General features: G+C 67.1%; 24 protein-coding genes and 1 pseudogene. 10 read left to right on the forward strand and 15 right to left on the reverse strand.

What is annotated here, in order from left to right; translation table 11 throughout:
- Positions 1-223: pseudogene (locus tag N5J29_RS14070) on the reverse strand (hypothetical protein); the annotation flags it as partial.
- Between the two features lie 292 nt (positions 224-515).
- On the opposite strand from N5J29_RS14070, the gene N5J29_RS14075 reads away from it, so the two are divergent.
- Positions 516-1,211 carry a response regulator transcription factor gene (locus tag N5J29_RS14075; RefSeq protein ID WP_227255210.1) on the forward strand — a complete coding sequence of 232 codons (696 nt, stop codon included), beginning with the start codon at positions 516-518 and terminating at the stop codon, positions 1,209-1,211.
- Here the strand turns inward: N5J29_RS14075 and N5J29_RS14080 are convergent.
- On the reverse strand, positions 1,153-2,535 hold the full coding sequence (locus N5J29_RS14080) for a HAMP domain-containing sensor histidine kinase (RefSeq protein WP_164150754.1): 1,383 nt from the start codon (positions 2,533-2,535) through the stop codon (positions 1,153-1,155). The two genes, N5J29_RS14075 and N5J29_RS14080, sit on opposite strands and share 59 nt — an antisense overlap.
- 202 nt (positions 2,536-2,737) lie before the next feature.
- On the opposite strand from N5J29_RS14080, the gene N5J29_RS14085 reads away from it, so the two are divergent.
- The 5 genes from N5J29_RS14085 (at position 2,738) to N5J29_RS14105 (ending at position 9,560) form a co-directional block, all read left to right on the forward strand.
- Positions 2,738-5,029, forward strand: coding sequence for an ESPR-type extended signal peptide-containing protein (locus N5J29_RS14085; protein WP_164150752.1), 2,292 nt, complete (start codon positions 2,738-2,740; stop codon positions 5,027-5,029).
- Positions 5,030-5,088: 59 nt separating this feature from the next.
- Positions 5,089-6,966, forward strand: a complete 1,878-nt coding sequence (locus N5J29_RS14090) for a S8 family peptidase (RefSeq protein WP_164150750.1) — start codon at positions 5,089-5,091, stop codon at positions 6,964-6,966.
- Between the two features lie 51 nt (positions 6,967-7,017).
- A complete protein-coding gene (locus N5J29_RS14095) occupies positions 7,018-8,403 on the forward strand; it encodes a GGDEF domain-containing phosphodiesterase (RefSeq protein ID WP_164150748.1) in 1,386 nt (461 codons plus the stop codon).
- A 229-nt stretch (positions 8,404-8,632) separates the two neighbouring features.
- Complete coding sequence (locus N5J29_RS14100; protein WP_164150746.1) at positions 8,633-9,289, forward strand: chemotaxis protein CheW; 657 nt, start codon at positions 8,633-8,635, stop codon at positions 9,287-9,289.
- Complete coding sequence (locus N5J29_RS14105) at positions 9,279-9,560, forward strand: hypothetical protein (RefSeq protein WP_146256219.1); 282 nt, start codon at positions 9,279-9,281, stop codon at positions 9,558-9,560. The genes N5J29_RS14100 and N5J29_RS14105 overlap by 11 nt, the downstream gene beginning before the upstream one ends.
- A 294-nt stretch (positions 9,561-9,854) precedes the next feature.
- On the opposite strand, the gene N5J29_RS14110 is transcribed toward N5J29_RS14105, so the two are convergent.
- Together N5J29_RS14110 and N5J29_RS14115 are read right to left on the reverse strand one after the other, a co-directional pair.
- Positions 9,855-10,430: a DUF6624 domain-containing protein gene (locus tag N5J29_RS14110; protein ID WP_343168244.1), complete on the reverse strand. Its 576-nt coding sequence runs from the start codon at positions 10,428-10,430 to the stop codon at positions 9,855-9,857.
- On the reverse strand, positions 10,427-10,555 hold the full coding sequence (locus tag N5J29_RS14115) for a hypothetical protein (RefSeq protein WP_275576336.1): 129 nt from the start codon (positions 10,553-10,555) through the stop codon (positions 10,427-10,429). The genes N5J29_RS14110 and N5J29_RS14115 overlap by 4 nt, the downstream gene beginning before the upstream one ends.
- A gap of 169 nt (positions 10,556-10,724) precedes the next feature.
- Between N5J29_RS14115 and mutS the strand changes: the two genes are divergently transcribed.
- From mutS to katG, 3 genes are all read left to right on the forward strand, one after another.
- Complete coding sequence (mutS, locus tag N5J29_RS14120; protein WP_239519753.1) at positions 10,725-13,280, forward strand: DNA mismatch repair protein MutS; 2,556 nt, start codon at positions 10,725-10,727, stop codon at positions 13,278-13,280.
- Positions 13,281-13,418: 138 nt separating this feature from the next.
- Positions 13,419-14,027, forward strand: a complete 609-nt coding sequence (locus N5J29_RS14125; RefSeq protein ID WP_065181132.1) for a DUF937 domain-containing protein — start codon at positions 13,419-13,421, stop codon at positions 14,025-14,027.
- Positions 14,028-14,174: 147 nt separating this feature from the next.
- Complete coding sequence (katG, locus tag N5J29_RS14130; RefSeq protein WP_164150740.1) at positions 14,175-16,415, forward strand: catalase/peroxidase HPI; 2,241 nt, start codon at positions 14,175-14,177, stop codon at positions 16,413-16,415.
- Between the two features lie 108 nt (positions 16,416-16,523).
- Here katG and N5J29_RS14135 read toward each other — a convergent pair whose 3' ends face one another.
- On the reverse strand, positions 16,524-16,931 hold the full coding sequence (locus N5J29_RS14135; RefSeq protein WP_053518953.1) for an RNA-binding S4 domain-containing protein: 408 nt from the start codon (positions 16,929-16,931) through the stop codon (positions 16,524-16,526).
- Positions 16,932-16,940: 9 nt separating this feature from the next.
- The gene (locus tag N5J29_RS14140) at positions 16,941-17,177 is read right to left on the reverse strand and encodes a hypothetical protein (RefSeq protein WP_053518955.1); all 237 of its coding nucleotides are present in this window, start codon (positions 17,175-17,177) and stop codon (positions 16,941-16,943) included.
- Positions 17,178-17,239: 62 nt separating this feature from the next.
- Between N5J29_RS14140 and N5J29_RS14145 the strand changes: the two genes are divergently transcribed.
- On the forward strand, positions 17,240-18,697 hold the full coding sequence (locus N5J29_RS14145; protein ID WP_053518957.1) for an MATE family efflux transporter: 1,458 nt from the start codon (positions 17,240-17,242) through the stop codon (positions 18,695-18,697).
- A 19-nt stretch (positions 18,698-18,716) separates the two neighbouring features.
- Here N5J29_RS14145 and N5J29_RS14150 read toward each other — a convergent pair whose 3' ends face one another.
- The 9 genes from N5J29_RS14150 to N5J29_RS14190 all read right to left on the reverse strand — a co-directional run bounded on the left by N5J29_RS14150 (position 18,717) and on the right by N5J29_RS14190 (position 24,266).
- Positions 18,717-19,124: a DUF1801 domain-containing protein gene (locus N5J29_RS14150; protein ID WP_053518959.1), complete on the reverse strand. Its 408-nt coding sequence runs from the start codon at positions 19,122-19,124 to the stop codon at positions 18,717-18,719.
- Between the two features lie 38 nt (positions 19,125-19,162).
- A complete protein-coding gene (locus N5J29_RS14155; RefSeq protein ID WP_053518995.1) occupies positions 19,163-19,597 on the reverse strand; it encodes a DUF1801 domain-containing protein in 435 nt (144 codons plus the stop codon).
- 79 nt (positions 19,598-19,676) lie between these two features.
- Positions 19,677-20,057: a DUF6404 family protein gene (locus tag N5J29_RS14160; RefSeq protein WP_065174641.1), complete on the reverse strand. Its 381-nt coding sequence runs from the start codon at positions 20,055-20,057 to the stop codon at positions 19,677-19,679.
- An 82-nt stretch (positions 20,058-20,139) separates the two neighbouring features.
- Complete coding sequence (gene rplS, locus N5J29_RS14165) at positions 20,140-20,541, reverse strand: 50S ribosomal protein L19 (protein ID WP_053518963.1); 402 nt, start codon at positions 20,539-20,541, stop codon at positions 20,140-20,142.
- 154 nt (positions 20,542-20,695) lie between these two features.
- Positions 20,696-21,454, reverse strand: coding sequence for a tRNA (guanosine(37)-N1)-methyltransferase TrmD (gene trmD, locus N5J29_RS14170; RefSeq protein ID WP_053518966.1), 759 nt, complete (start codon positions 21,452-21,454; stop codon positions 20,696-20,698).
- Between the two features lie 2 nt (positions 21,455-21,456).
- Entirely contained in the window at positions 21,457-21,969 is a 513-nt protein-coding gene (gene rimM, locus N5J29_RS14175) for a ribosome maturation factor RimM (protein ID WP_053518968.1), read from the reverse strand.
- A 44-nt stretch (positions 21,970-22,013) separates the two neighbouring features.
- On the reverse strand, positions 22,014-22,274 hold the full coding sequence (gene rpsP / locus N5J29_RS14180) for a 30S ribosomal protein S16 (RefSeq protein WP_005415733.1): 261 nt from the start codon (positions 22,272-22,274) through the stop codon (positions 22,014-22,016).
- A 136-nt stretch (positions 22,275-22,410) separates the two neighbouring features.
- On the reverse strand, positions 22,411-23,193 hold the full coding sequence (locus N5J29_RS14185) for an aminotransferase class IV family protein (RefSeq protein ID WP_164150738.1): 783 nt from the start codon (positions 23,191-23,193) through the stop codon (positions 22,411-22,413).
- Positions 23,190-24,266, reverse strand: a complete 1,077-nt coding sequence (locus N5J29_RS14190) for a nitronate monooxygenase (protein WP_053518971.1) — start codon at positions 24,264-24,266, stop codon at positions 23,190-23,192. The genes N5J29_RS14185 and N5J29_RS14190 overlap by 4 nt, the downstream gene beginning before the upstream one ends.
- Positions 24,267-24,299: the final 33 nt, after the last annotated feature.

Consider the following 24,299-nt stretch of genomic DNA (forward strand, 5'->3'; position numbering starts at 1 on the left):
CCACCTGGTTGCCCAGCAGGCCGCCCACCACCGCACCTGTGGCAGTACCGGCAATGCGGTTCGGATCGCGCGAGTTGCGCTGGACTTCAACGTTCCTGCATTCCACACGGCTGCCGTCGTTGAACTTGCGGCCTTCATCGCGGGGCCCGTAGGTCTGCGCACCCGCCATCGACGATGCCGCCATCAGGGTGCCCAGCACGAGCAGTCGGGTCGAGGTCTTCATGGCCAGCTCCTGTCTTCCGGGATGGGTCCAGTCTCCGCCTGCCGCTGGCAACTACGAGTGAAATCGGTGTCATCAGGACTTCATCGGCCATGCGTCGTTCATGAAGAGAACCGCGGCCATGGAACGATCCAGCGCCTGGCAGAGGCTTCCGTTCGGTCGCCGCGAAGGGAATCGGCCCCCTGCATCGGTGCGCCGACCCGCGCGGCCCCTCCCGGGGGCAGCGCGCATGCGGCTATGATCAACCGACAAAGGGCGCAGGCATCTGGACGTGGATGTGCAGGAATCAGAAAGCTTGAGGGTAGCGGTACTGGAGGACGAGCCTGCCCTGCGCGAGCGCATCATCCTGCCAGGCCTGGCGCGCTATGGATTCCTGGCGACCGGCTACGCCAGCGTCGCCGCCTTCCGCGCCGGAATGGAGAGACAGCCCGCCGACCTGCTCGTGCTCGACGTGAGCCTGCCTGACGGCGATGGCTTCAGCCTGGCGCGCGAAATGCGCCAACGACAACCGGGCCTCGGCGTCATCATGCTGACCAGCCTTGCCGATGTGAGTGATCGCATCCGCGGCCTGACCGAAGGTGCCGACGTGTATTTTTCCAAGCCGATCGAGATCGATCTGCTGGCGGCGGCACTGCACAGCCTGGCACGACGGATCGCCACGCCGGCAACAGCGAACCGGTCACTGCCCGGCTGGAGGATGAGTGAGGACCAATGGGGCCTGATCGCGCCCGACGGCACCTCGGCCGCGCTCACCCGCAGCGAGCGCAGCCTGTGCGCGGAACTGTTCCAGCACGCCGGAGCGCTGGTGTCACGCGAGCAGCTGATCCTGGCCATTGCAGATGATTCAGACGATTTCGATGCGCACCGGCTCGACGCCATGGTCTACCGGCTGCGCGTGAAGGCACGCAAGCGCTGTGGCATGGAACTGCCTCTTACGGTGGTTCATGGCCGGGGATACATGCTGAATCCTGCCGGGCGCACGGCAGGCTGATCAGGAACGTCGTTCCTTCGCCACAGATGCTCTCGACGCCGATGCCACCGCCGGCCTCTGTCACCAGCTCGTTCACGACCGCCAGCCCCAGTCCCGTGCCCGAATCCGCCGGCTTGGTGCTGAAGAAGGGTTCGAAGATCCGGGCCGCCACCTCGGCGCGCATGCCGCTGCCATTGTCACGCAGGTGGATGCGGACGCGATCTCCATCGCGGTCGATGTCGATCTCGAACCGCCCGTGATCGCTGAGCGCATCGCGGGCGTTGGACGCAATGTTCAACAGCATCAGCTCGAACTGGCTGCGGTCCATCCGCACCGGCGCCGCTTCACCATCGCTGCGCACGGACAGTACGATCCCCGACCCAAGCAACTGGCGCAGCATCGACTCAAGTTCCCGGACCGCCTGCGCGGCATCAAACACGACGGCCTGCTCGCCATCACGACGGCTGAAACGGAGCAGCCGCCGGCTGATGGCCATGCCACGCCGCGCGGTCTCCTCCACGTCTGACAGGTGGCCTTCAAGCTGCACCAGACGCTGCCGGCTGCCTTCGCCGTCGTCTTCATGCCGCTGGTTGGCGAAGCCGACGATCACCGCGAAGATGTTGTTGAAGTCATGCGCCATGCCGCTGGCCATGCGTTCGGTGATCTCCTTCTTCTGCGCATGGATCAGCTGGGCATGGGTGCGCTCGCGTTCGCGCATCTCTTCGGCAAGTTGCCGCCCGCGCTCGTTCGACTCGCGCAGGCTTTCGCGCAGAGCCTGGGTCGTCCGGTCGATCAGCAGTGTGACCAGCAGGTAGGTGAACAGCAGTGGGGGCAGGTTGTAGAACGCACGCGCGGGAGCATCGGCGAAGACGCTCATCGCATCGCGTCCTGCACCCAGCACCACGCTGCCCACCAGGACCGCCAGCGTGGTCCACAGCGCGCCGCGACCAAGCACCAGACCACTCAGCACGAGCACCAGCATCTGGGCGAGCTGGTCGGGCATCTGCCGTTGCAGGCCGTTCACGCCCAGATTGATCGTGGTGACCAGCAGCATGGCACCGATCAACAGCTTGACCGCCGCAGCGAATGCACCGCGTCGCGTCAGTACCAGTCCGATCCATGCGGCTGCACCGATCGAGAGGCTCATCGCCAACGAGGCATGCGTCGACCAGTGCACCTCGCTTGAGACCAGTTGGGACCAGGCCACTATCACCGCGAAGGCCAGGGTCGCCGGGATGGTCACCCCCAGGAACAGGAGCAGCAGCTGGATGACGCGCGCGTTGCGGCGGTCCACCGGGTCTTCGATCGGCGCCCGGTCCAGCCAGCGCAGGAATGAACGGAGCATGGGCGGCGTGAAGAGATGGCGAGAAACCGATCATATTTCTGTCAGGAGTTGCAGTCGACATGCCCCCTCGGTGGGCCTACGTTCATGTTGTCGGCGGGCGCCTACGCCACTGCCGTGACACGACGACTACACCGCCCCACTCGTCGACCCCCTGCGGGCAGCCACGACGAAGGGCCTGCACTCCAGATCGAGGATCAGAGCAATGAACCGGATTTACCGTATCGTGTGGAACGCCGCGCTGGGCCGGCAGGTGGTTGTGTCCGAAATCGCGTGCAGCCGGACGCGGTCCGGGCGCCGTCGCCAGGTCGCGGCGCTGCTGGCCACCGGCTCGCTGCTGGTGTCCTGCTCCGCCCTGGCCAGCGGGATCGTCACGGCGCTGGGCGTCGAGCAGGTGTCCGCGCCGGAGCAGATCGTGTACGCCGCCGATGTCGAGGCTGATCCAGTGCCCTACCTCGCCGCCACCGGCAGCGAGGACAGCAATGCCGGCGCCTACGCCGACGGCGACAACGCGCTGGCCGCAGGCGAGGCGAGCGCCGCGGTCGGGGAAGGCACGACCGCGCTTGGCGCCGGCAGCGTGGCCTACGCCAACCGCGCCACCGCGGTGGGCAATGAAGCGCTGGCCATCGCCGACTCGAGCACCGCGATCGGCGGCATGCTGGACATCGACTACCAGTCGCAGAACCCGTATGGCGTAGTGCTGTTCCAGCAGACCGCCGCCACCGGCGTGGCGTCCACGGCGCTGGGCGCCGGCGCGCAGGCCGAAGGTGACTTTGCCACTGCCGGGGGCGCCGGCGCCCTGGGCAGCGGCAAATCCAGCGTGGCGATCGGCGGCATTGCCGACGATCTGGAGGACCAGATCGGGGAAGGTTTTGCCGGCCAGCTGCTGCAGAACACGCAGGCCACCGGTCGCCTTTCGGTGGCCGTCGGCGGCGGCGCGCAGTCCACCGCCTATGCAGCCATCTCCCTGGGCGGGCTGGCCAGTGCCAGCGCTATCCGCTCCACCGCGATCGGCTACCGCGCGGTGGCCAGCGCGTATGACGCCATGGCCGTCGGTGACCGGGCCCAGGCTCTGGGCGAGTTCTCCAATGCGTTCGGTTCGGGCGCACTGGCCCTGTACGACCTGACCGTGGCCGTGGGCAGCAATGCCCGGGCGGGCGCGCTCAACACCACGGCCCTGGGCGCCAACGCGCTGGCCCTGATCGAGGGCGCCACCGCAGTCGGTTATGGCGCCTGGGCCGCCGGCAAAGGCAGCGTGGTGGTCGGTGACGGCATGACCTGGAATGGCGATTTCTGGGGGGATACACCGCGGCTGTTCACCAACAGCGTGGCGATCGGCACGGATTCGGATGTGTGGGGCAGCGAGTCGGTGGCGATCGGCGGCGGTGCAACCGTGGGCGACCCGTCGTTCGTCGACGGCGTGACCCACCCCGTCGACCGCGCGGTGGCGCTCGGTGCAGGCTCTTACGCCGATCGTGACAACACCATCTCGGTGGGACGCGCAGGCAGCGAACGCCAGATCGTCAACGTGGCGGCCGGTACGGCGGCAACCGATGCGGTCAACAAGGCACAGCTGGATGCGGTGTCGGGTGCGCTCGGCAATTTCGCCGACAGTTTCGCAGCCATCGATGTGCAGATCGGCAGGCTGACCACCCGACTGGATGACATCGAGACGGACGTCGGTGCAGGTCATGGCCGCAACGATCAGGTCGCCGTGGGAGGCGATTCCGCAGCCCAGGCGGGCGAAGGGACCAACGCCGTGGCAGTGGGATCCGGGGCGACCGCCAACGCGGACAACAGCGTGGCGCTGGGCGCCGGCGCCTACGCCCATGGACCCAACGACACGGCGTTGGGCGGCAACGCGCGGGTCAATGCCGACGGCAGCACGGCCGTCGGTGCCAACAGCCGCATCAGTGCCCAGGCCAGCAACGCCGTGGCCCTGGGTGAGTCGGCCTCCGTCAGCAGCGCTTCCGGCACCGCACTCGGCCAAGGTGCCAGCGTCACCGCCGACAACGCCGTCGCATTGGGGCGCGGCTCGGTCGCCGATCGCGCCGACACGGTGTCGGTCGGTGCCAGCGGTGCGGAGCGCCAGATCACCCATGTGGCCGCCGGTACCCAGGCGACCGATGCGGCGAACGTGGGCCAGGTCAATGCCGGTGTCAACGCGGCGAAATCCTATACCGATGCACGGTTCACCGCATTGAACGATTCCTTCGAAACCTATCGTACGGACGTGGACCGCCGCCTCAGCTCGGTTGATCGCCGCCTGGACCGCCAGGGCGCGATGAGCGCGGCGATGCTGAACATGGCGACCAACGCCGCAGGCACCCGCAGCGAACGCGGGCGCATCGCGGTCGGTGCGGGCTTCCAGAGCGGCGAGCAGGCGCTGTCGGTGGGCTATGCACGGAAGATCGGGGAACGCGGCTCCTTCAGTCTGGGCGGGGCCTTCAGTGGTGGCGAATCCTCCGCAGGCGTGGGCTTCGGCATCGACCTGTGACAGAGCGACACCGACCACTCCCGCTCCGACGCGCTTCACCCTTTTCCTGGAGACCCACCATGTCCATCCACACCTCACTGGCCGCTGCAATCGCTTCGGTGTTGATCACCACCAGCGCCGCCCATGCCGCACCACGCCTGGATACCAGCAAGGTGATCAAGCGCAACGTGGCTGCCGCCACATCGACCGCCCAGCCGTCGGTCGGCCAGCGCTTCATCGTCAAGACGACCGGCACCACCACCCAGTCACGCAGCCTGTTGACGCAGTCGCTCGCCAGCTCGGCGCAGCGTTCAGGCATCACCACGGCGGCTGCGGCGACGGCACGCGCAGCCGCCCGTCCGGCCGCCCGGGCCAGTGTCCTGCGCAACATGGCCGTACCTGGCTGGTACGTGGTGCAGACCTCACGCCGGCTCAACTCCGCCGAGACGGCAGCCTTCGTCCGCGAGCTGGCGGCCGAACCCGGCGTGACGTCGGTCGAAGTGGACCGGCTCTACCAGGCGCTCGACACCGGGCGCGGCATGGTGCAGCCGAAACTGATCCCGAATGATCCTCAATATGCCCAGCTGCAGTGGAACTTCCACGATCAGACCGGTGGAGTACGCGCCGACCAGGCGTGGGACATCTCCACCGGCGCAGGCGTCGTGGTGGCGGTGATCGACACCGGCGTCGTGGAAAACACGCCCGACCTGAAGGACAACGTGCTGCCGGGCTATGACATGATCTCCGACCGCTTGATCTCCCGTCGCGACACCGACGCCCGCGTCGCCGGTGGCTGGGACCAGGGCGACTGGATGGAAGCCAATTACTGCACCGCGCTGGGCGCGCCTCCGCACGCCGCCCGCGACAGCTCCTGGCACGGCACCCACGTCTCCGGTACCGTCGCGCAGCAGACCAACAACGGTGTCGGTCTGGCCGGTCTGGCCCACAACGCCAGGATTCTGCCGGTGCGTGTGCTGGGTTCGTGTGGCGGGTACGGCAGCGACATTGCCGATGGCATGTTGTGGGCGGTCGGTGCGACCGTTGCCGGCCTGCCGGTCAATGCCAATCCGGCAGAAGTGCTCAACATGAGCCTGGGCAGCAATGGGCCCGACGCCTGCCCGCAGATCTACCAGGACGCCATCGACGAAGTGAACCGACGCGGTGCGATGGTGGTGGTGGCAGCCGGCAACTCCAACGCCGATGCCGGCACCTACACGATGTCCTCCTGCAAGGATGTGATCAGCGTCGGCGCCACGCGTGTCACCGGCGGCAAGGCCAGCTACTCCAGCTGGGGCAACCGGGTGGATCTGTCCGCGCCGGGTGGCGGTGGAGGTGTTGATGGAGACCCGAACGGCTACATCTTCCAGATCGTCAACACGGGCACCACCCGCCCCACGACCGAGTTCGGCATCGGGGGATATACCGGCACCTCGATGGCATCGCCCCATGTGGCCGCAGCAGCAGCGCTGGTCCAGAGCGTGGCCACCACGCCGCTGCGCTGGGATCAGATGCGGGACCTGCTGAAATCCACTGCGCGTCCTTTCCCGGCCAGCATTCCCACCAGCACACCGATGGGCGCGGGAATCCTCGACGCCAATGCACTGGTAACCGCCGCGACCACCGAACCCTGCGATCCCACCGTCGAGAGCTGCACCCCGCCGAATGTGGAACTGAGCAATGCAGTCGAACTGCGCGGGCTGTCAAGCACCTCCGCAGAGCGGACCTACAGTTTCACCGCCCGGGCCGGCACACCGTTGACCATCATGACGCTGGGCGGCAAAGGCGACGTATCGCTGTATGTAGCGGCGCAGCGCGTCCCCAGTGCCTCCGATTACGATGCGAAATCAACCCGACCGACCAATTCGGAGTCGGTGCGGATCGGCTCGCCCTCGGCGGTCACCTACATGATCCGCCTCACGGGAACATATTCCGGGTTGACCCTGGTAGCCCGGCAGTAAGCCTCAAGGGCGGCGCCACTCCGCGCCGCCCTCGATGCCCGGGGTCCTTCGATGGAAAGCCTGCCCAGGAAACTCTCCTTGACTGATCGGCGCACGTTGCCGTCCCTCATCGGGGCGGTGACACGCCCCCTGCGGCCGCATGCGTTGTCCAGCCGCCACGGGACCTCCAGCGGGCTGCTGGACAGACATACCTTCACGATCGACTACACCACACGATCACCCCGGTTACCGGGCCGATCGCCCGTCGCCGTCCTCGTCGATGTCCTTGACCTGCCGAATGCCGAGCCCTGTCAGGCCTTCGGCATGGCCTCGCTGGAGACGCGGGTCAGGCAGGACGCAGCACGCATCGAGGCCGCCCTGGACGGCCAGGCGGACGTCCACCATATGGGCGGCAGCCGTTTCGCCTTCATCGTGGAGCTGCCCACCCGTGACGCCGTCGAGCGCCTGGTGGAAGCGCTGCACCTGCGCCTGACGCAGCCCAGGGAGGGTGCAGCGCAGCCCCTCCGGCCTCTCGTCCACGTCGGCCTCTGCCAGGCCGAAACCGGCAAGGACAGCGCCGACGACATCATCCGCGGGATGTTCGTGGGACTTCACTGGGCAGTGTCCAGCCAGGTCACCTACTGCTGGTACTCCGCCCCCCGCGATGAAAGTCTGCGGCGCGAGTATTACCTGCTTGCCGGCGCCCGCGACGGCCTGCGCCACGACGAATTCCATCTGCTCTACCAGCCTCGTTTCCGCGGGTCTGATCTCAGTGCGGTGTCAGCGGAGGCGCTGATCCGCTGGGATCATCCTCGGCTTGGCCCGGTCAGCCCTGCCGAATTCATCCCGGTATTCGAACGTAACGCACTGATGGAGAAGGTCACGGAGTGGGTCGTCGACCGAGCGCTGGAGCAGCTGTCATGCTGGAGACGCGACGGCATCACGCTGGGCCTGTCGATCAATCTGTCTGCACGGAATGTGGCCCGTGCCGGCATGGCCGATGCGCTGGTCGCCAGGATCCATGCCGAGGGGCTGCGCTGCAGCGACCTCGAGATCGAGATCACCGAAGGAGAATGGTTGAGGGTGAACTCCGTGCCCGGCGAGCAGCTCAGGCGGATGGCATCGGCGGGAATCCGCCTGGCATTGGACGACTTCGGCAGCGGCTACAGCAACTTCGCATACCTGACCGAACTGCCGATCCACACGCTGAAGCTGGACAAATCGCTGATTGATGGAATCTCGACCGACACGCGGGCCCGCCTGAAAGTCCGTGCCATCATCGGCCTGGCCCATGATATGGGCTACACCGCCGTCGCTGAGGGGGCTGAAACCGCCGACCAGGTCACCACGCTGCGGGAGCTCGGATGCGACCAGATCCAGGGCTTTGCATTGTGCAGGCCCATCAGTGCGACCGAACTGACCGATAGACTCACTGTTGCACCCCACCTGCTCGAATGAGCCAGGCCTGCACCCGCGGATGGACTACGCGGCGTGCGTTTGATCCCTTCATGGAAGCCGCCGAGAATCCCGGGGCAGTTGCCTGCTCCTGATCCATCCGAGAAGTCTGCCAGTGGCCAACACAGGTTCCTTTCTGCTTCGCCTTGTTCAGGGAGACCTGACCACTGAAGGAGCGCTGACACGCCTGCACGCAGTGCAAGCAACATGCCGTGCATGCAACCACACCTCGATGCTGAAGGCGGGCGCAGGCCTGACCGATCTGCGTGGCGCAGGGATCCTGGTCTGCCCCTGCTGCCACAACCGGCAGGCGGTCAGCCGCATGCGCTTCGAGGAGTTCGTCAAGCGGTTGCCCCGCGCGGATGCCATCGACCACAGTGCCCTCCCGCTTGCCGCCGCTCCCGCTCACCACGCGTCACCGCAGCCGTTCCTGGAACTTGTGGTTGTTCGTGCCGGTGCGGCGCTGTTCGGGATCGATGTTGAATCGGCGGTGGAAATACGTGGTCCGGAGGCTCTGACCCGGGGTACGGACGGCCTGTCCAGCGTGTCCGTACGCGGGCAGACGGTGCCCGTCGTGGATCTTGGCCTTGTCACGGGCGGCACCCGCTGCGGTGCCCGCTGCCCGGCGATGCTGCTGGTGCAGGCTGGCGTCCAGCTTGTCGCCCTGGCGCTTGACGAGGTGCTCACCATCGAGAGTGTCCCGCTCGGCCACGTCCACCCCATCAGCAACGATGGGCAGGGATTGCCGCTCTGCAGCCACCGGGTCTGCCTGGCATCCAACCAGGAGGTTGCCCTCATTGATCCGAGTGTCGCTCTCACTCTCCAGCGGCGGCTCGCAGGTTCGCGGACCGATGCAGCGATCTTCCCCGGGAGGTCCGATGAACACTGAGACGCGGGATGCCTTGCTGCGCCTCCAGGGGGCCATGAACCGGATGCATGTCCGCGTGGCGGCACTGGAAGCGGCCACCGTTCTTCTGCTCCGCACGAACGCAGGCAATCTGGACGCGGCCGATGAATTCGAACGCAGCATCCGCCACTACCTCAGCGGCATGGACCTGCACCGGGAACACGTGTTTGCATTCGAGCAGATCGTCGAGCCTTGGCTCGGCATCCTGCGGGATCCGCTGGCCGGCATTCGCTCCCCTCCACCATCGGCCTGAACCGAAGGAGTGTGCGACTCAGCGCTTCTCGTCGGGCCGCCCGCCGATACGACGTCCTTGTGAGTCAACCACTGTTGCCTCCCCGAAGCCCATGGCGCGCACGGGTGCCTCGACACGGGACAGGTCACCCACCACGACCCACGTCAACCTGTCAGCGGACCTCGCAATCCCTCTGAATCTCCGCCATGGTGTCTGCCATCCACCGGAGTTGTCTGGGGCTGCCAAGGTCCATTCCAGAAAAGCAGGCCTCACCCCTGCCTCTCCGCGCGCAGTGCCCCAACTGCTGATCCGATCTTAACGCCCAAACTGCTCGCAATGCCTGGAGACCATCGCTTGATACTCCGCCATGGGCGCCAGGCCCATTCGAGCGCGACGCTCGTCAAGCGTCCCAGGAGCTTCAACCGCGCGTGGTTCCCAACGCCCCGGGTCTGCACAACGCCCCTGCGTTCCATAGCGCTGGGGGTCGTGGGTGCGGTCCCATAGGTAGGCGTAACTGGACGCTTTGACCTGCCCCGTCGCTACCAAGGGCTCCATGGCTTCGGCAACAGAGCGCTGGAACGCCGGATCCTTGTCGGCATGCTGGGCCAGCAGCCAGGCCGCGTCCGCCCCGTCCTGGCCCACCTGCGCCACGGTCGGCCAGCCATGGGCCGCAACGATCGCCTTCAGCCGAGCGGTGTGCACCGCATCGACGGCACTGAGCACCCTCTCCTCGCCCTCGGTGGTCAGCGGGAGGTCCCGCACCGCCTGATCGGCATCCTTCATCCGCAGGAGCTCACCGCGCAGCTCGGGGTCAGTGGGCGCCCCACCGCTGGCAGCCAGGGGCGCGAAGAGGATTGCAATTACCCACAATGGACCGAATCGCCGCGTCACAGCTCCACCTCCTGCGTGATGTCTCGGCCGATAATGCCCAGTTGGCAGATTTGCCGGTAGGTCGGCTTAAACTTGGTGCGTCGGCGGCGCCGGGCAACTGCCTGCGTCGCAACAACCGTATCCATGGTCGCTCCGCTGTGTGCCTGTCGCGCCATCAATGTGATCCTGTTTGAGTCACTGCCGCCGCCGTGGCCCCGGATCGACCGCTACAACCGGTAGGAAGCTCTCTTGCAAACCGCTGATTCCAAAGTGAAACCCTCGTCGGCCAAGGCCAGTGCCGAACATACCCCGGCGATGAAGCAGTTCTTCGCAGCGAAGTCCGAGTACCCGGATCTGCTGCTGTTCTTCCGCATGGGCGACTTCTACGAGCTGTTCTACGACGATGCACGCAAGGCTGCACGCCTGCTCGACATCACCCTGACCCAGCGCGGCAGTTCCGGCGGCGCCCCGATTCCGATGGCCGGTGTGCCCGTGCATGCCTACGAAGGCTACCTGGCACGGCTGGTGGCGCTGGGCGAATCCGTGGCGATCTGCGAGCAGATCGGCGACCCGGCCCTGGCCAAGGGGCTGGTCGAGCGCAAGGTGGTCCGCATCGTCACCCCCGGTACGGTCACCGACGAAGCACTGCTCGACGAACGCCGCGACACCCTGCTGATGGCCCTGTCGCGCACCCGTCAGGGCTACGGCCTGGCCTGGGCCGACCTCGCCGGTGGCCGCTTCCTGGTCAACGAGGTCGACACCGACGACGCGCTGGAAGCCGAGCTGGCGCGCCTGGAGCCGGCCGAGCTGCTGGTGCCGGACGAGGAGAACTGGCCGGACTTCCTGCGCCAGCGCAGCGGTGTGCGTCGCCGCGCGCCATGGCTGTTCGATGCGGACAGCGGTCGTCGGCAGCTGCTGGCCTTCTTCAAGTTGCATGACCTGAGCGGCTTCGGCATCGACGACAAGCCACGCGCCACGGCCGCCGCAGGCGCCCTGCTGGGCTATGTCGAAGAAACCCAGAAGCAGCGCCTGCCGCATCTGACCTCGATCGCGATGGAAACCGCCGGCGAGGCGATCGCCATGAACGCTGCGACCCGCCGCCACCTGGAGCTGGATACGCGGGTCGACGGCGATACCCGCAACACCCTGCTGGGCGTGCTCGACAGCACCGTCACGCCGATGGGCGGCCGCCTGCTGCGTCGCTGGCTGCATCGCCCGTTGCGCCTGCGCGAGGTGCTGGTACAGCGCCACCATGCGGTAGCGACGCTGATCGATCGCGGCAGCGATGGCGACATCCGCGTACAGTTCCGTCGCCTGGGTGACCTCGAGCGCATCCTCACCCGCGTCGCCCTGCGCTCGGCACGCCCCCGCGATTTCTCGACACTGCGCGATGGCCTGGGCCTGTTGCCGGCGGTGCGCGACGTGCTGGCGCCGCTGGACTCGCCACGCCTGCAGGCGCTGTACGCCGCGCTGGGCGAGCATGACGACTGCGCGCAGCTGCTCGCGCGTGCCATCGCTGAAATGCCGCCGCTGAAGCTCAGCGATGGCGGCGTGCTGGCCGATGGCTTCGACGAGGAGCTGGATGAGCTGCGACGCCTCTCCACCAACGCCGACCAGTTCCTGGTCGACCTTGAGCGGCGCGAGCGCGAAAGCAGCGGCATTGCCACACTGAAAGTCGGCTACAACCGTGTGCACGGCTATTACATCGAGATCAGCAAGGGCCAGGCCGACCGCGCACCGGTGCACTACACGCGCCGCCAGACCCTCACCAACGCCGAGCGCTACATCACCGAAGAACTGAAGGCGTTCGAGGACAAGGTACTGTCCGCGCGCGACCGCTCGCTGTCGCGCGAGAAGTTCCTGTATGAGCAGCTGCTGGACACGCTGGGCGCACAGCTGGAGCCGCTGAAGCAGTGTGCCGCCGCGTTGAGCGAACTGGATGTGCTGGCCGCATTCGCCGAGCGCGCGCAGGCACTGGACTGGTCGCGCCCGGAACTGGAAACGGCACCCTGCCTGAAGATCGAGCGCGGCCGTCACCCTGTCGTGGAAGCCGTGCGCGAGCAGCCCTTCGAGCCGAACGATCTGGACCTGCACCCGGACCGCCGGATGCTGGTCATCACCGGCCCGAACATGGGCGGTAAATCCACCTACATGCGGCAGAATGCACTGATCGTGCTTCTGGCCCACATCGGCTCCTTCGTACCGGCCAGCCGCGCCGTGATCGGCCCGATCGACCGCATCCTGACCCGCATCGGCGCCGGCGACGATCTCGCCCGCGGGCAGTCGACCTTCATGGTCGAAATGGCCGAGACCAGCTACATCCTGCATCACGCCAGCCCACATTCGCTGGTGCTGATGGATGAGATCGGCCGCGGCACCTCCACCTATGACGGCCTTGCCCTGGCCGACGCGGTGGCCCGCCACCTCGCCTACGAGAACCGCTGCTACACGCTGTTCGCCACCCACTACTTCGAGCTGACCGCGCTGGCCGACGAGCAGCACGAGGGCGGCCGCAGCGGTATCGCCAACGTGCACCTGGATGCGGTCGAGCATGGCGAAGCGCTGGTGTTCATGCACGCTGTGAAAGACGGCCCGGCCAACCGCAGCTTCGGACTGCAGGTGGCCGCGCTGGCCGGCCTGCCTCGATCGACCGTGGCACAGGCGCGGCGGCGCCTGGCCGAACTGGAACAACGGGGCAGCGAGAGCCACGCGGCGGAGCTGGCCCCTCAGGCGCTGGATGCCCCGCAGCAGTTCGGCCTGTTCAATGCCCCGTCCAGCAAGGCGCAGGAGGCGCTGGCCGCCATCGATCCGGACGAACTGACGCCCAAACAGGCGCTGGAAGCGCTGTATCGGCTGAAGTCACTGCTGTAACCGGCATGGGACCGGCGCAACGCCGCCCCCCCCTCCCGCCCCCGGTCAGAGCGAGCCTGCGCCCGGCAGCCTTCGCATTTCCGTCGTGCAGGCGGCGTTATGCTCGGGCGGTCCTTCCTTCACAGAACGGAGACCGCCATGAACACCGAATCCCTCGCCGCATCCCTCTTCCAGCAGCTGCAGCAGGGGCAGGGCCTGCAGCAGGTTTCCCAGCAGCTCGGCCTGGACAGCAGCCAGACCACCCAGGCGGTGGGCAGCGCCTTGCCGCTGCTGCTGGGCGCAATGGGCCAGAACGCCAGCGAGCCGCAGGGCGCGCAGTCCCTGCTCAATGCGCTGCAGCGTGACCATCTGGGCAGTGGTGGGGGTGGCGGCTTCGACCTCGGCAGCATCCTCGGCGCAGTGATGGGTGGCGGCGGCAGCGGCGCCACCGATGGGGCCGGCATCCTCGGCCACATCTTCGGTGGCCAGCAGCCGCAGGCCGCGCAGGTGCTTGGCCAGAAGACCGGCCTGGACAGCGGCACCTCCGGCAAGCTGCTGGCGATCCTTGCGCCCATCGTCATGTCCTTCCTGGCCCAGCGCTTCGCCCAGCAGGGCAACGCCAGCGAACTCAGCAGCGCCCTCGGCCAGGAGGCGCAGCAGTCCGGCGGCATCGGCAGCATGCTGGGCGGGGTGCTCGATCAGGACGGCGACGGCCAGTTCGGGGCCAGCGACCTGCTGAAGCTCGGCTCGGGGTTGCTCAAGCGCTGATCGCACACACCCGTACAAGCGCTGGATTTAATAGACAGCCACTATCGCATTGGTTGAATCAATCGAATTTACCGATCCACAGGCGCCACCTAATGTGGGTCGGGCCTCCCCCGATTCCACCTTTCGCCAGTCCACAGGTACAGACCCATGAAAAGCGAAGCGAAGTGCCCCTTCAACCATGCCGTCGTCGGTGACGCGACGACCAACCGCGACTGGTGGCCGAACCAGCTGCGCGTGGACCTGCTCAACCAGCATTCCGCGCGCTCCAACCCGCTCGATGCCGGCTTTGATTACGCATCGGCGTTCAAGAGCCTGGACTATGCCGCGCTGAAGGCAGACCTGAAAGCACTGATGACGGACTCGCAGGACTGGTGGCCGGCCGATTTCGGTCACTACGGCGGCCTGTTCATCCGCATGGCGTGGCACAGCGCCGGCACCTATCGCATCGGTGATGGCCGCGGTGGCGGCGGCCGCGGCCAGCAGCGCTTCGCTCCGCTCAACAGCTGGCCGGACAACGTCAGCCTGGACAAGGCGCGACGCCTGCTGTGGCCGATCAAGCAGAAGTACGGCCAGGCCATCTCCTGGGCCGACCTGCTGATCCTGACCGGCAATGTCGCGCTGGAGTCGATGGGCTTCAAGACACTGGGCTTCGCCGGTGGCCGTCCCGATACCTGGGAACCGGATCAGGATGTGTACTGGGGCCGCGAAACCACATGGCTGGGCGGTGACGTGCGCTACAAGCACGGCTCCGAAGGCGTGGTGGAATCCCACGGCGTGCTGGTGTCCGATGACGATGCCGATGGCGACGTGCATTCGCGCAAGCTGGAGAACCCGCTGGCCGCAGTGCAGATGGGCCTGATCTATGTGAATCCCGAGGGCCCCGACGGCAATCCTGACCCGGTACTGGCTGCACATGACATCCGTGACACGTTCGGCCGCATGGCGATGGACGATGAAGAAACGGTGGCGCTGATCGCCGGCGGGCACAGCTTCGGCAAGACCCATGGCGCCGGCCCGGCAGACAACGTCGGCAAGGAGCCTGAAGCGGCCGATCTGGAGAGCCAGGGCCTGGGCTGGGCCAACAGCTTCGGCAGCGGCAAGGGCGGCGACACCATCACCAGTGGCCTGGAAGTCACCTGGACCCGTACTCCAGCGCAGTGGAGCCATGACTTCTTCGAGAACCTGTTCAAGTACGAATGGGAACTGACCAAGAGTCCGGCCGGCGCGCATCAATGGGTGGCCAAGGATGCCGAGGCGGTCATTCCCGATGCGCACGACGCCTCGAAGAAGCACCGCCCGACCATGCTGACCACCGATCTGTCGCTGCGCATGGATCCCGCCTACGAAAAGATCTCGCGCCGCTTCCTGGCCGATCCGCAGGCGTTTGCCGATGCGTTCGCGCGCGCCTGGTTCAAGCTGACCCATCGCGACATGGGGCCGCGCGCGCGCTATCTGGGGCCGGAAGTGCCGGCCGAAGAGTTCATCTGGCAGGATCCGCTGCCGGCCGCAAAGCACCCGCTCATTGATGCCAGGGACGTGGCCACGCTGAAGCAGGCGATCGCCGCAAGCGGCCTGAGCGTCCCTGAACTGGTCTCCACGGCCTGGGCATCGGCCTCCACCTTCCGTGGCTCGGACAAGCGGGGCGGCGCCAATGGTGCGCGCATCCGCCTGGCACCGCAGAAGAACTGGCCGGTAAACCAGCCCGCCCGTCTGGCCAAGGTGCTGGCCGCGCTGGAAAAGGTGCAGAGCGGGTTCAATGCCGGCAGTGAAAGGCAGGTGTCGCTGGCCGACCTGATCGTGCTGGCCGGTGGCGTGGGCATCGAACAGGCCGCCAAGGCCGGTGGGTACAACATCAGCGTACCGTTCACTCCGGGCCGTACCGACGCCAGCCAGGAGCAGACCGACGTGGAATCGTTCGCGGTGCTGGAACCGGCTGCCGATGGGTTCCGCAACTACCTCAAGGGCGCCTACAGCGTTCCGGGCGAAGCGCTGCTGATCGACCGGGCGCAACTGCTGACGCTGACCGCCCCGGAGCTGACCGTGCTGGTCGGTGGCCTGCGCGTACTGGGTGCCAATGCCGATGGCAGCGCGCACGGCGTCTTCACCGATCGGCCCGGGACACTCAGCAACGACTTCTTCGTCAACCTGCTGGACATGGGCACGCAGTGGAAGGCCACCGGTCGTGAAACCTACGAAGGCCGCAGCCGCAACGACGGCGCCGCACGCTGGACCGCCACCCGTGCTGATCTGGTATTTGGATCCAATGCGGTGCTGCGTGCGCTGGCAGAGGTCTATGGCAGTGCAGACGGCGAGAAGAAGTTCGTGCAGGACTTCGTCGCGGCGTGGACCCGGGTGATGGAGCTGGACCGCTACGACCTGCACGGCTGATCACCGGCAGGCCCGGCGCTGCTGTCGGAAGGCCCACCGGGCATGGCCCGGCGCTACCACTGAAGGGCTCGCCGGGGATGGCCCGGCGCTGCCTTGGGGGCGTTCGCGTTACAGCGCGTCGATGTCGCCCAGCGCGCGGATCAGACGCCGCGCGCGCTTGTCCGGCTTGTGCTCCGGTGGCTGGAAGCCGTCGCGCGCGGCGATGCGCAATGCGCGCTGCTCGGCGCGCCGTGCCTTCGAGGCCTCGCTCTCGGCATACAGCTGGTGCGCGACCGGGGCAGGCCCGCGCTGGTCGCTCAGGCCCATCACCTGGATCTCGAAATGCTCCTCGCCGCGATCAACCTGCAGGTGCTCACCCACGCGCACCGCGCGCGAGGACTTCGGCCGCTGACCGGCCACGCTGACCTTGCCGGTTTCGATGGCCTGCTTGGCCAGGCTGCGGGTCTTGAAGAAGCGGGCCGCCCACAACCAGATGTCCAGACGGACACTGGGCGACAGCGGGGAAAGCTCAGGCATCGGCAGGTACTACTCCGTTCGCTTGTTCAGGGGACGCGGATTGTCGGGGTCGGTGCGGCAGCCGCTGCCCCCGATCAGGGTCGGTGCTCCGGCAGCGAGATCCTGGCGCTGGCTGCCGACCAGACATTCAGGGCGGTCGGTCGGCCGCACCTGGGTATCGCCCAGCCGGTCTCCCGACGAACATGCGGCCAACAGGCCGCCAATCAAGGCCAACGTCATCGACCTCACCTGCTGTCGTTGATGCATTGCCACATCCCGCGAACCGGCTTGGTGCTAGTGTGCGCCTCCCGGGATTCGATCACCACCCCATGGCCAAAGCGCCGCTTGACCTGACCGCCGGCCCGATCGGCCGCAATCTCCTGCTGTTCTCGCTGCCGATCCTGGCGGGCAACATCGCGCAGTCGCTGAACGGTTCGGTGAACGCGGTATGGGTCGGGCGCTTCCTCGGCGAAGCGGCACTGACCGCCACCGCGAACGCCAACAACATCATGTTCTTCCTGATCGGTTCGGTGTTCGGCTTCGGCATGGCCTCCACCATCCTGATCGGCCAGGCCATCGGTGCACGGGATATCGCCCAGGCACGGCGCGTGGTCGGCACCAGTGCCACGTTCTTCATCGGCCTGTCGGCGATCATCGCCATCGCCGGCTGGTTCATGGCCCATCCGCTGCTGGCGGCGATGGGCACGCCGGCGGCCTCGCTGCCACTGGCCGAGGCCTATCTGCGCATCATCTTCCTGGCAATGCCGACGTTGTATGCCTTTGCCTTCCTCAGCGCCGCGCTGCGCGGTGCCGGTGACTCGCGTACGCCGTTCCGCTTCCTGCTGCTGTCGGTGGTGCTGGACATCGCATTGAATCCGGTACTGATCTTCGGCATGGGGCCGTTCCCGGAGCTGGGCATCGCCGGTTCGGCCTGGGCCACGCTGGTGTCGCAGACCCTCTCGCTGGGCGGCCTGCTGCTGTACATGCGGCACAAGCGCCACACGCTGTGGCTGGGTCGCGCCGACATGCGCCTGTTCAAGCTGGACCTGACCATCCTCAAGGCACTGGTGGTCAAAGGCGTGCCGATGGGCCTGCAGATGGTGCTGATCTCGCTGTCGGTGATCCTGCTGATGACCATGGTCAACCAGTACGGCACCGAAACCGCGGCGGCCTATGGCGCCTCGTTGCAATTGTGGAACTACGTGCAGATGCCGGCGATGGCGATCGGCGCGGCCTGTTCGACGATGGCCGCACAGAACGTGGGTGCCCAGCAGTGGGATCGCGTCCGCGGCACCGCACGCAAGGGCGTGCTGTTCAATTTCCTGCTGACCGGTGCGTTGATCCTGCCGCTGGTGCTGCTGGACCAGTACTCGCTGGCCCTGTTCCTGCCGCAGGGCAGCGAGTCGCTGCAGATCGCGCGCCACCTCAACCATGTGGTGGTCGGCTCGTTCCTGTTCTTCGGCGTGAGCTTCGTGATTTCCGGCGTGGTGCGCTCGACGGGTGCGGTGATTCCACCACTGCTGATCCTGGCCGCGTCACTGTGGGGCGTGCGCGTTCCGTTCGCCGAACTGCTGCAGCCCTATTGGGGCGCAGATGCAATCTGGTGGAGTTTCCCGGTCAGTTCTCTGGTGTCGATGCTGCTGTCGCTGGCGTACTACCGCTGGGGGGGGTGGCGCAAGGCGAAGATGATCAGCACACCCGCGAAGGCCGAGGCGATTGCCACACCGTCGGAGATTCCCGCCTGCCCACCGTCACCGGTGGCGGACCCGGATGCCGTGACCCGGTAGCGCCGGGCATGGCCCGGTGCTACCGCTTGTTCTTCGCGGCGTTGTGCTTGGCCGCCGCGCGCATCAGGGTCTTGAACGCCGTGGCATCGGGCATGGTGCCTTCATGGATGTCGATCGCGCGCCGCGTGTTGCCTTCCAGGCTGGCGTTGAACAGGCGCTTCGGGTCCGGCAAGGCCGCCCCCTGGGCGAAGGTCAGCTTCACTGCCTGCTTGTAGGTCTCACCGGTGCACAGGATGCCGTGATGCTCCCATACCGGTGTGCCCCGCCACTTCCAGGTTTCCTGCACCTCCGGCAGCGCTTCATGGATCAGCGCCCGAACGCGTGCCAGCGTTTCACCGCGCCAGTCACCCAGTTCCGCGATGCGCGCATCGATCAGTGCGGCCGCGGGTGTTCCGGCGTCGTCGGGGTTCGGTGCATGCGTGGTCATCGTGTGCTCTCGTCGGCGGAACGTCCGGAATGGCGGGCTTACATGCGTTCGCCGGGCAATGCAGCGGCCTGGCGGACCCACTCGAGGAACTGCGCTTCATCCAGCATGCCCTCCTGCGTGATGTGCAGGTAGCGGGTATCGGCGCTTCTGGACGGCTCCGGTGGCATCGGTTGCAGGGCCGCGCCGCGGAAGAACGCAACCTTGATGTAACGGGCGAAGCAATGGAAGCTGAGGAACCAGCCGGCATCGGCGGCCACCGCGTACATCGGCGAGTTCCACTTCACCGCCTTGTGCACGCCGGGCACGGCTTGGCCGATCAGTGCGTCGAGGCGTGCGCCGATGGGCTGCTTCCAGTCCGGCATGGCGGCGATGTACGCCTGCACCGGCGCATCACCCTCGCCCTTGGCGATCTGCGGATTTCCCCCGGACAGGAGCCTGGGTGCAGTGGAAGGTGCGGCTCGCTTGGAAGGCATCGCACGGCGCATGCATGGGAATGAAGCCGCAGACTAGCGCCATCGGCAGCCTGCGGTCACGGCGCACTGCGCCATCGCTTCAGTCCGCCAGCGAGGCCAGGAACTGGCGCCATTCGGGCAGCTGTCGTTGGCGTTGAAGCGAGCGCATCAGGAGCGCCATCACCACACCGAACAGGCCGCCCGCCAGCAATCCGGCACCCAGCAGCAGGCCGAGTGGACGCTCACCGCCCTGCCACAGCAGCAGCCACATCAGGGCGCACCAGAACAGGCCGAACAGCAGCCCCTGCACCAGCGCGTTGATGCGGAAACCGGCCAGGATCGGCGGCGGCACAGCGACGCCCATCCGCCACAGCATCCGATGCAGCAACGGTGCGGACTGCGCGCGCGGCAGCCCCTTGTCGTCCAGCAGACGAAGCGCCGCGCGGATGCGGTCGGGATAGCGCAGGTCGTTCTTGTTCATCGCACGAACCTAGCGGATGCAGGAGCACAAACGCAAACGGCCGCCCGAAGGCGGCCGTCGCGGCAACAACCGGAGTTGTCTATCAGGCCTTTTCGGCCAGACGGGCAGCCTTGGCCTGCGCAGCGGCAGCCAGGTCTTCCTTGATGCGGGCAGCCTTGCCTTCCAGGCCACGCAGGTAGTACAGCTTGCCGGCGCGGACCTTGCCGCGGCGCTTCACTTCGACCGAGTCGATGATGGCGCTGTGGGTCTGGAAGACGCGCTCGACGCCGTAGCCGTGCGAGATCTTGCGGACGGTGAACGAGGAGTTCAGGCCGGCATTCTTGGTGCCGATCACAACGCCTTCGTAGGCCTGCACGCGCTCACGGTTGCCTTCCTTCACCTTCACGTTGACGACAACGGTGTCGCCCTGGCTGAACTTCGGCAGTTCGCGGGTGATCTGGGCGGATTCGAATTCCGCGACGATGGACTTGTTCAGCTTGCTCATGGGTTACACCGATTCTTGTTCGGGTGGGCGTGTCGATTCGACAACATAGGCTCATGCAGTCACCGGACTGTGCTGCACGTTTGTTTTGGGTACTGCGCACGCCAGCCGGGGCCGGCGGGAATTGGCCATGATAGCCGATAACGCCAGCCCTGCGCTAGGGGCTGGCCTTTTGTTTCCGGGCCTGACGGCCCTGCTCCAGCAGTTTGCGGTCGGTCTTGCCCAGCGCCTGTTCATCCAGCAGGTCCGGGCGCCGCTGGGCGGTACGGACCAGGGACTGCTGGCGGCGCCAGGCGGCGATGGCCGCGTGGTTGCCCGAGCGCAGCACCTCCGGCACGTCACCCAGCGGGTGCTGGGCCGGCTGGCTGTAATGCGGGCAGTCGAGCAGGCCGAGGTCGCCCTCGAAGCTGTCCTGTGCCGCCGATTCAGCGTCGTTCAGGGCCCCCTCCTGCAGGCGGGCCACGGCGTCGATGATGACCGCTGCGCCCAGCTCGCCGCCGGACAGCACGTAGTCGCCGAGGGAAATCTCCTCGTCGACATTGGCTTCCAGGAAGCGCTCGTCGATGCCCTCGTAGCGCCCACAGAGCAGGACCATGCGCGGCAGCGCCGCCAGTTCACGGACCTTGGCCTGGGTCAACGGCGCCCCCTGCGGGCTGAGGTAGATCACCCTGGCCGGAGTCGGATCGGCATTGCGGATCGCCTGCAGGCAGGCCTGCAGCGGTTCGATCAGCATCACCATGCCCGGGCCACCGCCGAAGGGACGGTCGTCCACCCGGCGGTAGTTGCCTTCGGCGTAATCACGGGGATTCCAGCCGTGAAGGCTGAACAACCCTTTCTCCTGCGCGCGTCCGACCACGCCCAGTCCAGCAGACTGGGCGAGGAACTCGGGGAACAGGGTGATGACGTCGAAACGCATGCTCAGAACTCGGGATCCCAGTCGACCACGACCAGGTTCGCCTCGAAGTCCACCGAAACGACGAAGTCCGGCAGCACGAACGGGATCATCCGCTCGCGGTCGCCACGGACCACCACCACGTCGTTGGCACCGGTGCTGAACAGGTGCGAGACCTGGCCCAGGGCAACGCCCTCGGTCGTCTTCACGTCCAGGCCTTCCAGGTCGACCCAGTAATATTCATCCGGATTCGGCGGCGGCAGCGCGCTGCGCGGCACGTAGATCTCGGTGCCACGCATGGCTTCGACCGCGTCACGGTCCTCGACGCCGGGGAAACGCGCGACCAGGTGCTTGCCGCTGTCGCGACCCCGCACACCTTCAATCGTGGTTTCCACGCCGGACGGACTGCGCACGATCCATGGCTGGTAACGGAAAATGGCGGAACGTGGCTCGGTCCAGGACTCGAGCTTGATCTCGCCGCGCACACCAAAAGCGCCGACAATCCTGCCCAGCAGGATGCGGCGCTCGATATCTTTCATCTGCTTCAACCAGGAGGGCCACGCCGGAGCGTGGCCCGTCAGGATCAGGCCGCAGCGGCCTGGGACTTGGTCGCTTCCTTGATCAGGTTGCGGACCTTGTCGGTCGGCTGGGCGCCGTTCTTGACCCAATGGTCAACGCGGGCCAGATCCAGCTCGATGCGCTTCTCGGCGCCCTGGGCGACCGGGTTGTAGAAGCCAACGCGCTCGATGTTGCGGCCGTCGCGCGCGCTGCGCACGTCGGTGACGATGATGTGGTAGAACGGACGCTTCTTGGCGCCGCCGCGGGTCAGTCGAATCTTGACCATGGTGTGTTTTCCTATTGCCCAGTCGCCAGGATGGCGAGGTAAGCGGGCGATTATAGCGGCAGAGCGTGGCCGAGCCAACCCCACGCGTCACGGTAGCGCCGGGCCATGCCCGGCGGCCGGCAGGCCATGCATCCGTTCAGGAAAGCGGCTGCCAGGGCACACCGGCCAGTACCGCCCTGCCCTGTTCAGCCAACGCCAGCGAGCCACCCAGGGCCCGCCCATCAATGCTCTGCAGCGCCCAGAGTCCGCTGGCGTTGCAGGCAAACGCAGCCTGCACGCCTTGCAACGCGCCTGCCGGCAAGGGCCGGCACACCTGCGGTCCGTTCCAATGCGCACGCAGCAGGGCCTCTGCGGTACCCCGCAGCGCGGCGGCGCGTGGCCAGATCAGCTGGTGCCCATCATGCACGGCCACGTTCCAGGTCGTGCCCTCGCTGACGTGCCCCTGCGTGTCCACGAAAAGCGCGTCGTCAAACCCGTCGGCCATCGCCGCACGCCGCTGCGCGAACAGGCCGAACGTGCCGACGTGCTTGATCTGCGGCAGCTCCCGCTGCCAGGTGACGCTGCGCACGCGCCGCGGCGCGGACAGCGATACCGGCGCGGATACCGCCACCAGCACATCGACCGCCACGCGGGCCAGTGGATCGCGGAAGTCGAAGTGACGCGAGAACACCGTCACCCGCAGCGAGGCGTCGGCAAGACCGGCCCTCTGCAGCGCCTGCGCCATCCAGCCCCGCACCTGCGCCGTGTCCAGCTCGCTGCCGAACAGGTCGCGTGTGGCCTGCGACAGTCGAGCCAGATGCAGGTCCAATCCCTGCGCTGCTCCGCCACGCACCTGCAGCGAGGTGAAGTGACCGTAATTCACCAGCGCCGGCAGCAGATCCTCCACCTGCGCCGGCTGGCCGTTGCAGGTCAGCATCATCGCAGCAGCGCCTGCGCCTGTTCCCACATGCCGCGCAGCACGTCAGCGGCCGGCCGCGCCGGTGCCATCCACGCCGACTGCCCGGCCCAGGCCTGCATTGCCGCCAGCCGGTTCTCGCGTGTGGCCTGCGCGCGCATCGGCCCGGTCAGTCCACGCTGTACCGGGTACGGGCGCGGAGCCGGCGCACCGGCCGCCGCAGCGGCGCGTACATAGGGCGTTGCCAGGCCGCGGCCCAGTCGGCCACTGAACGCACGCGTCGGCCAGGTATCCTCCGGTTCCGTGATCGCCAGCGCGTCGGCCCAGGCCGGCGCCAGTGCTGCCTCCGGTGTGCGCAGGAACGCGGTGCCGATCTGCACCGCGCTGGCACCCAGCGTCAATGCCGCGGCGATGCCACGCCCGTCGGCGATGCCACCGGCCGCGATCACCGGAATTTGAAGATGGTCCGCAAGCCGCGGCAGCAGTGCGAACAGGCCGACCAACTGGCGTTCGGCCAGCGCCGGATCGAAGGCCCCGCGATGGCCACCGGCTTCAGCCCCCTGTGCCACCACCGCATCGGCCCCGGCGTCCTGTGCAGCCCGCGCTTCGGCCAGCGTGGTGGCACAGGCGATCCAGGCAATGCCGGCGTCCTTCAACCGCTGCACATGCGCGGGGGAAAGCACGCCCATGATGGTCGAGGCCACCGCCGGGCGCGCGGCCAGCAACGCAGCGAACTGGTCCTCGAAATCGGCTGGCGTGGCATCGGCCGCACTGGCCGGCACCTCCGGTCCCCACTGCGCGAGGAAGGCACGGCTGGCGGATTCGGCGACCACGTCGCGCGTCGGCGCCGGGTCCGGCAACCACAGGTTCACCTGCGCCGGGCCGGTGGAGATGGCCCGGAACTCATCCATCCACCGCCCGATATCGGCGGCCGAGGAGAGCACCGCGCCCATTGCGCCCATGCTGCCGGCATTGGCCAGCGCCGCCGACAACGGCACCGGACAGGCACCGGCCATGGGGGAGAGGAGGATCGGAAGCTGCAATGAAAAACGCCGACAGAAGGCGTCGGCGCGTTCAAGAATCGGCGATGCGTTCACGCGACATACCTGCGGGAGAGGTCGCCGCCCAGC

This window comes from Stenotrophomonas sp. GD03680 (assembly GCF_029844625.1).
Classification (GTDB): Bacteria; Pseudomonadota; Gammaproteobacteria; order Xanthomonadales; family Xanthomonadaceae; genus Stenotrophomonas; species Stenotrophomonas maltophilia_P.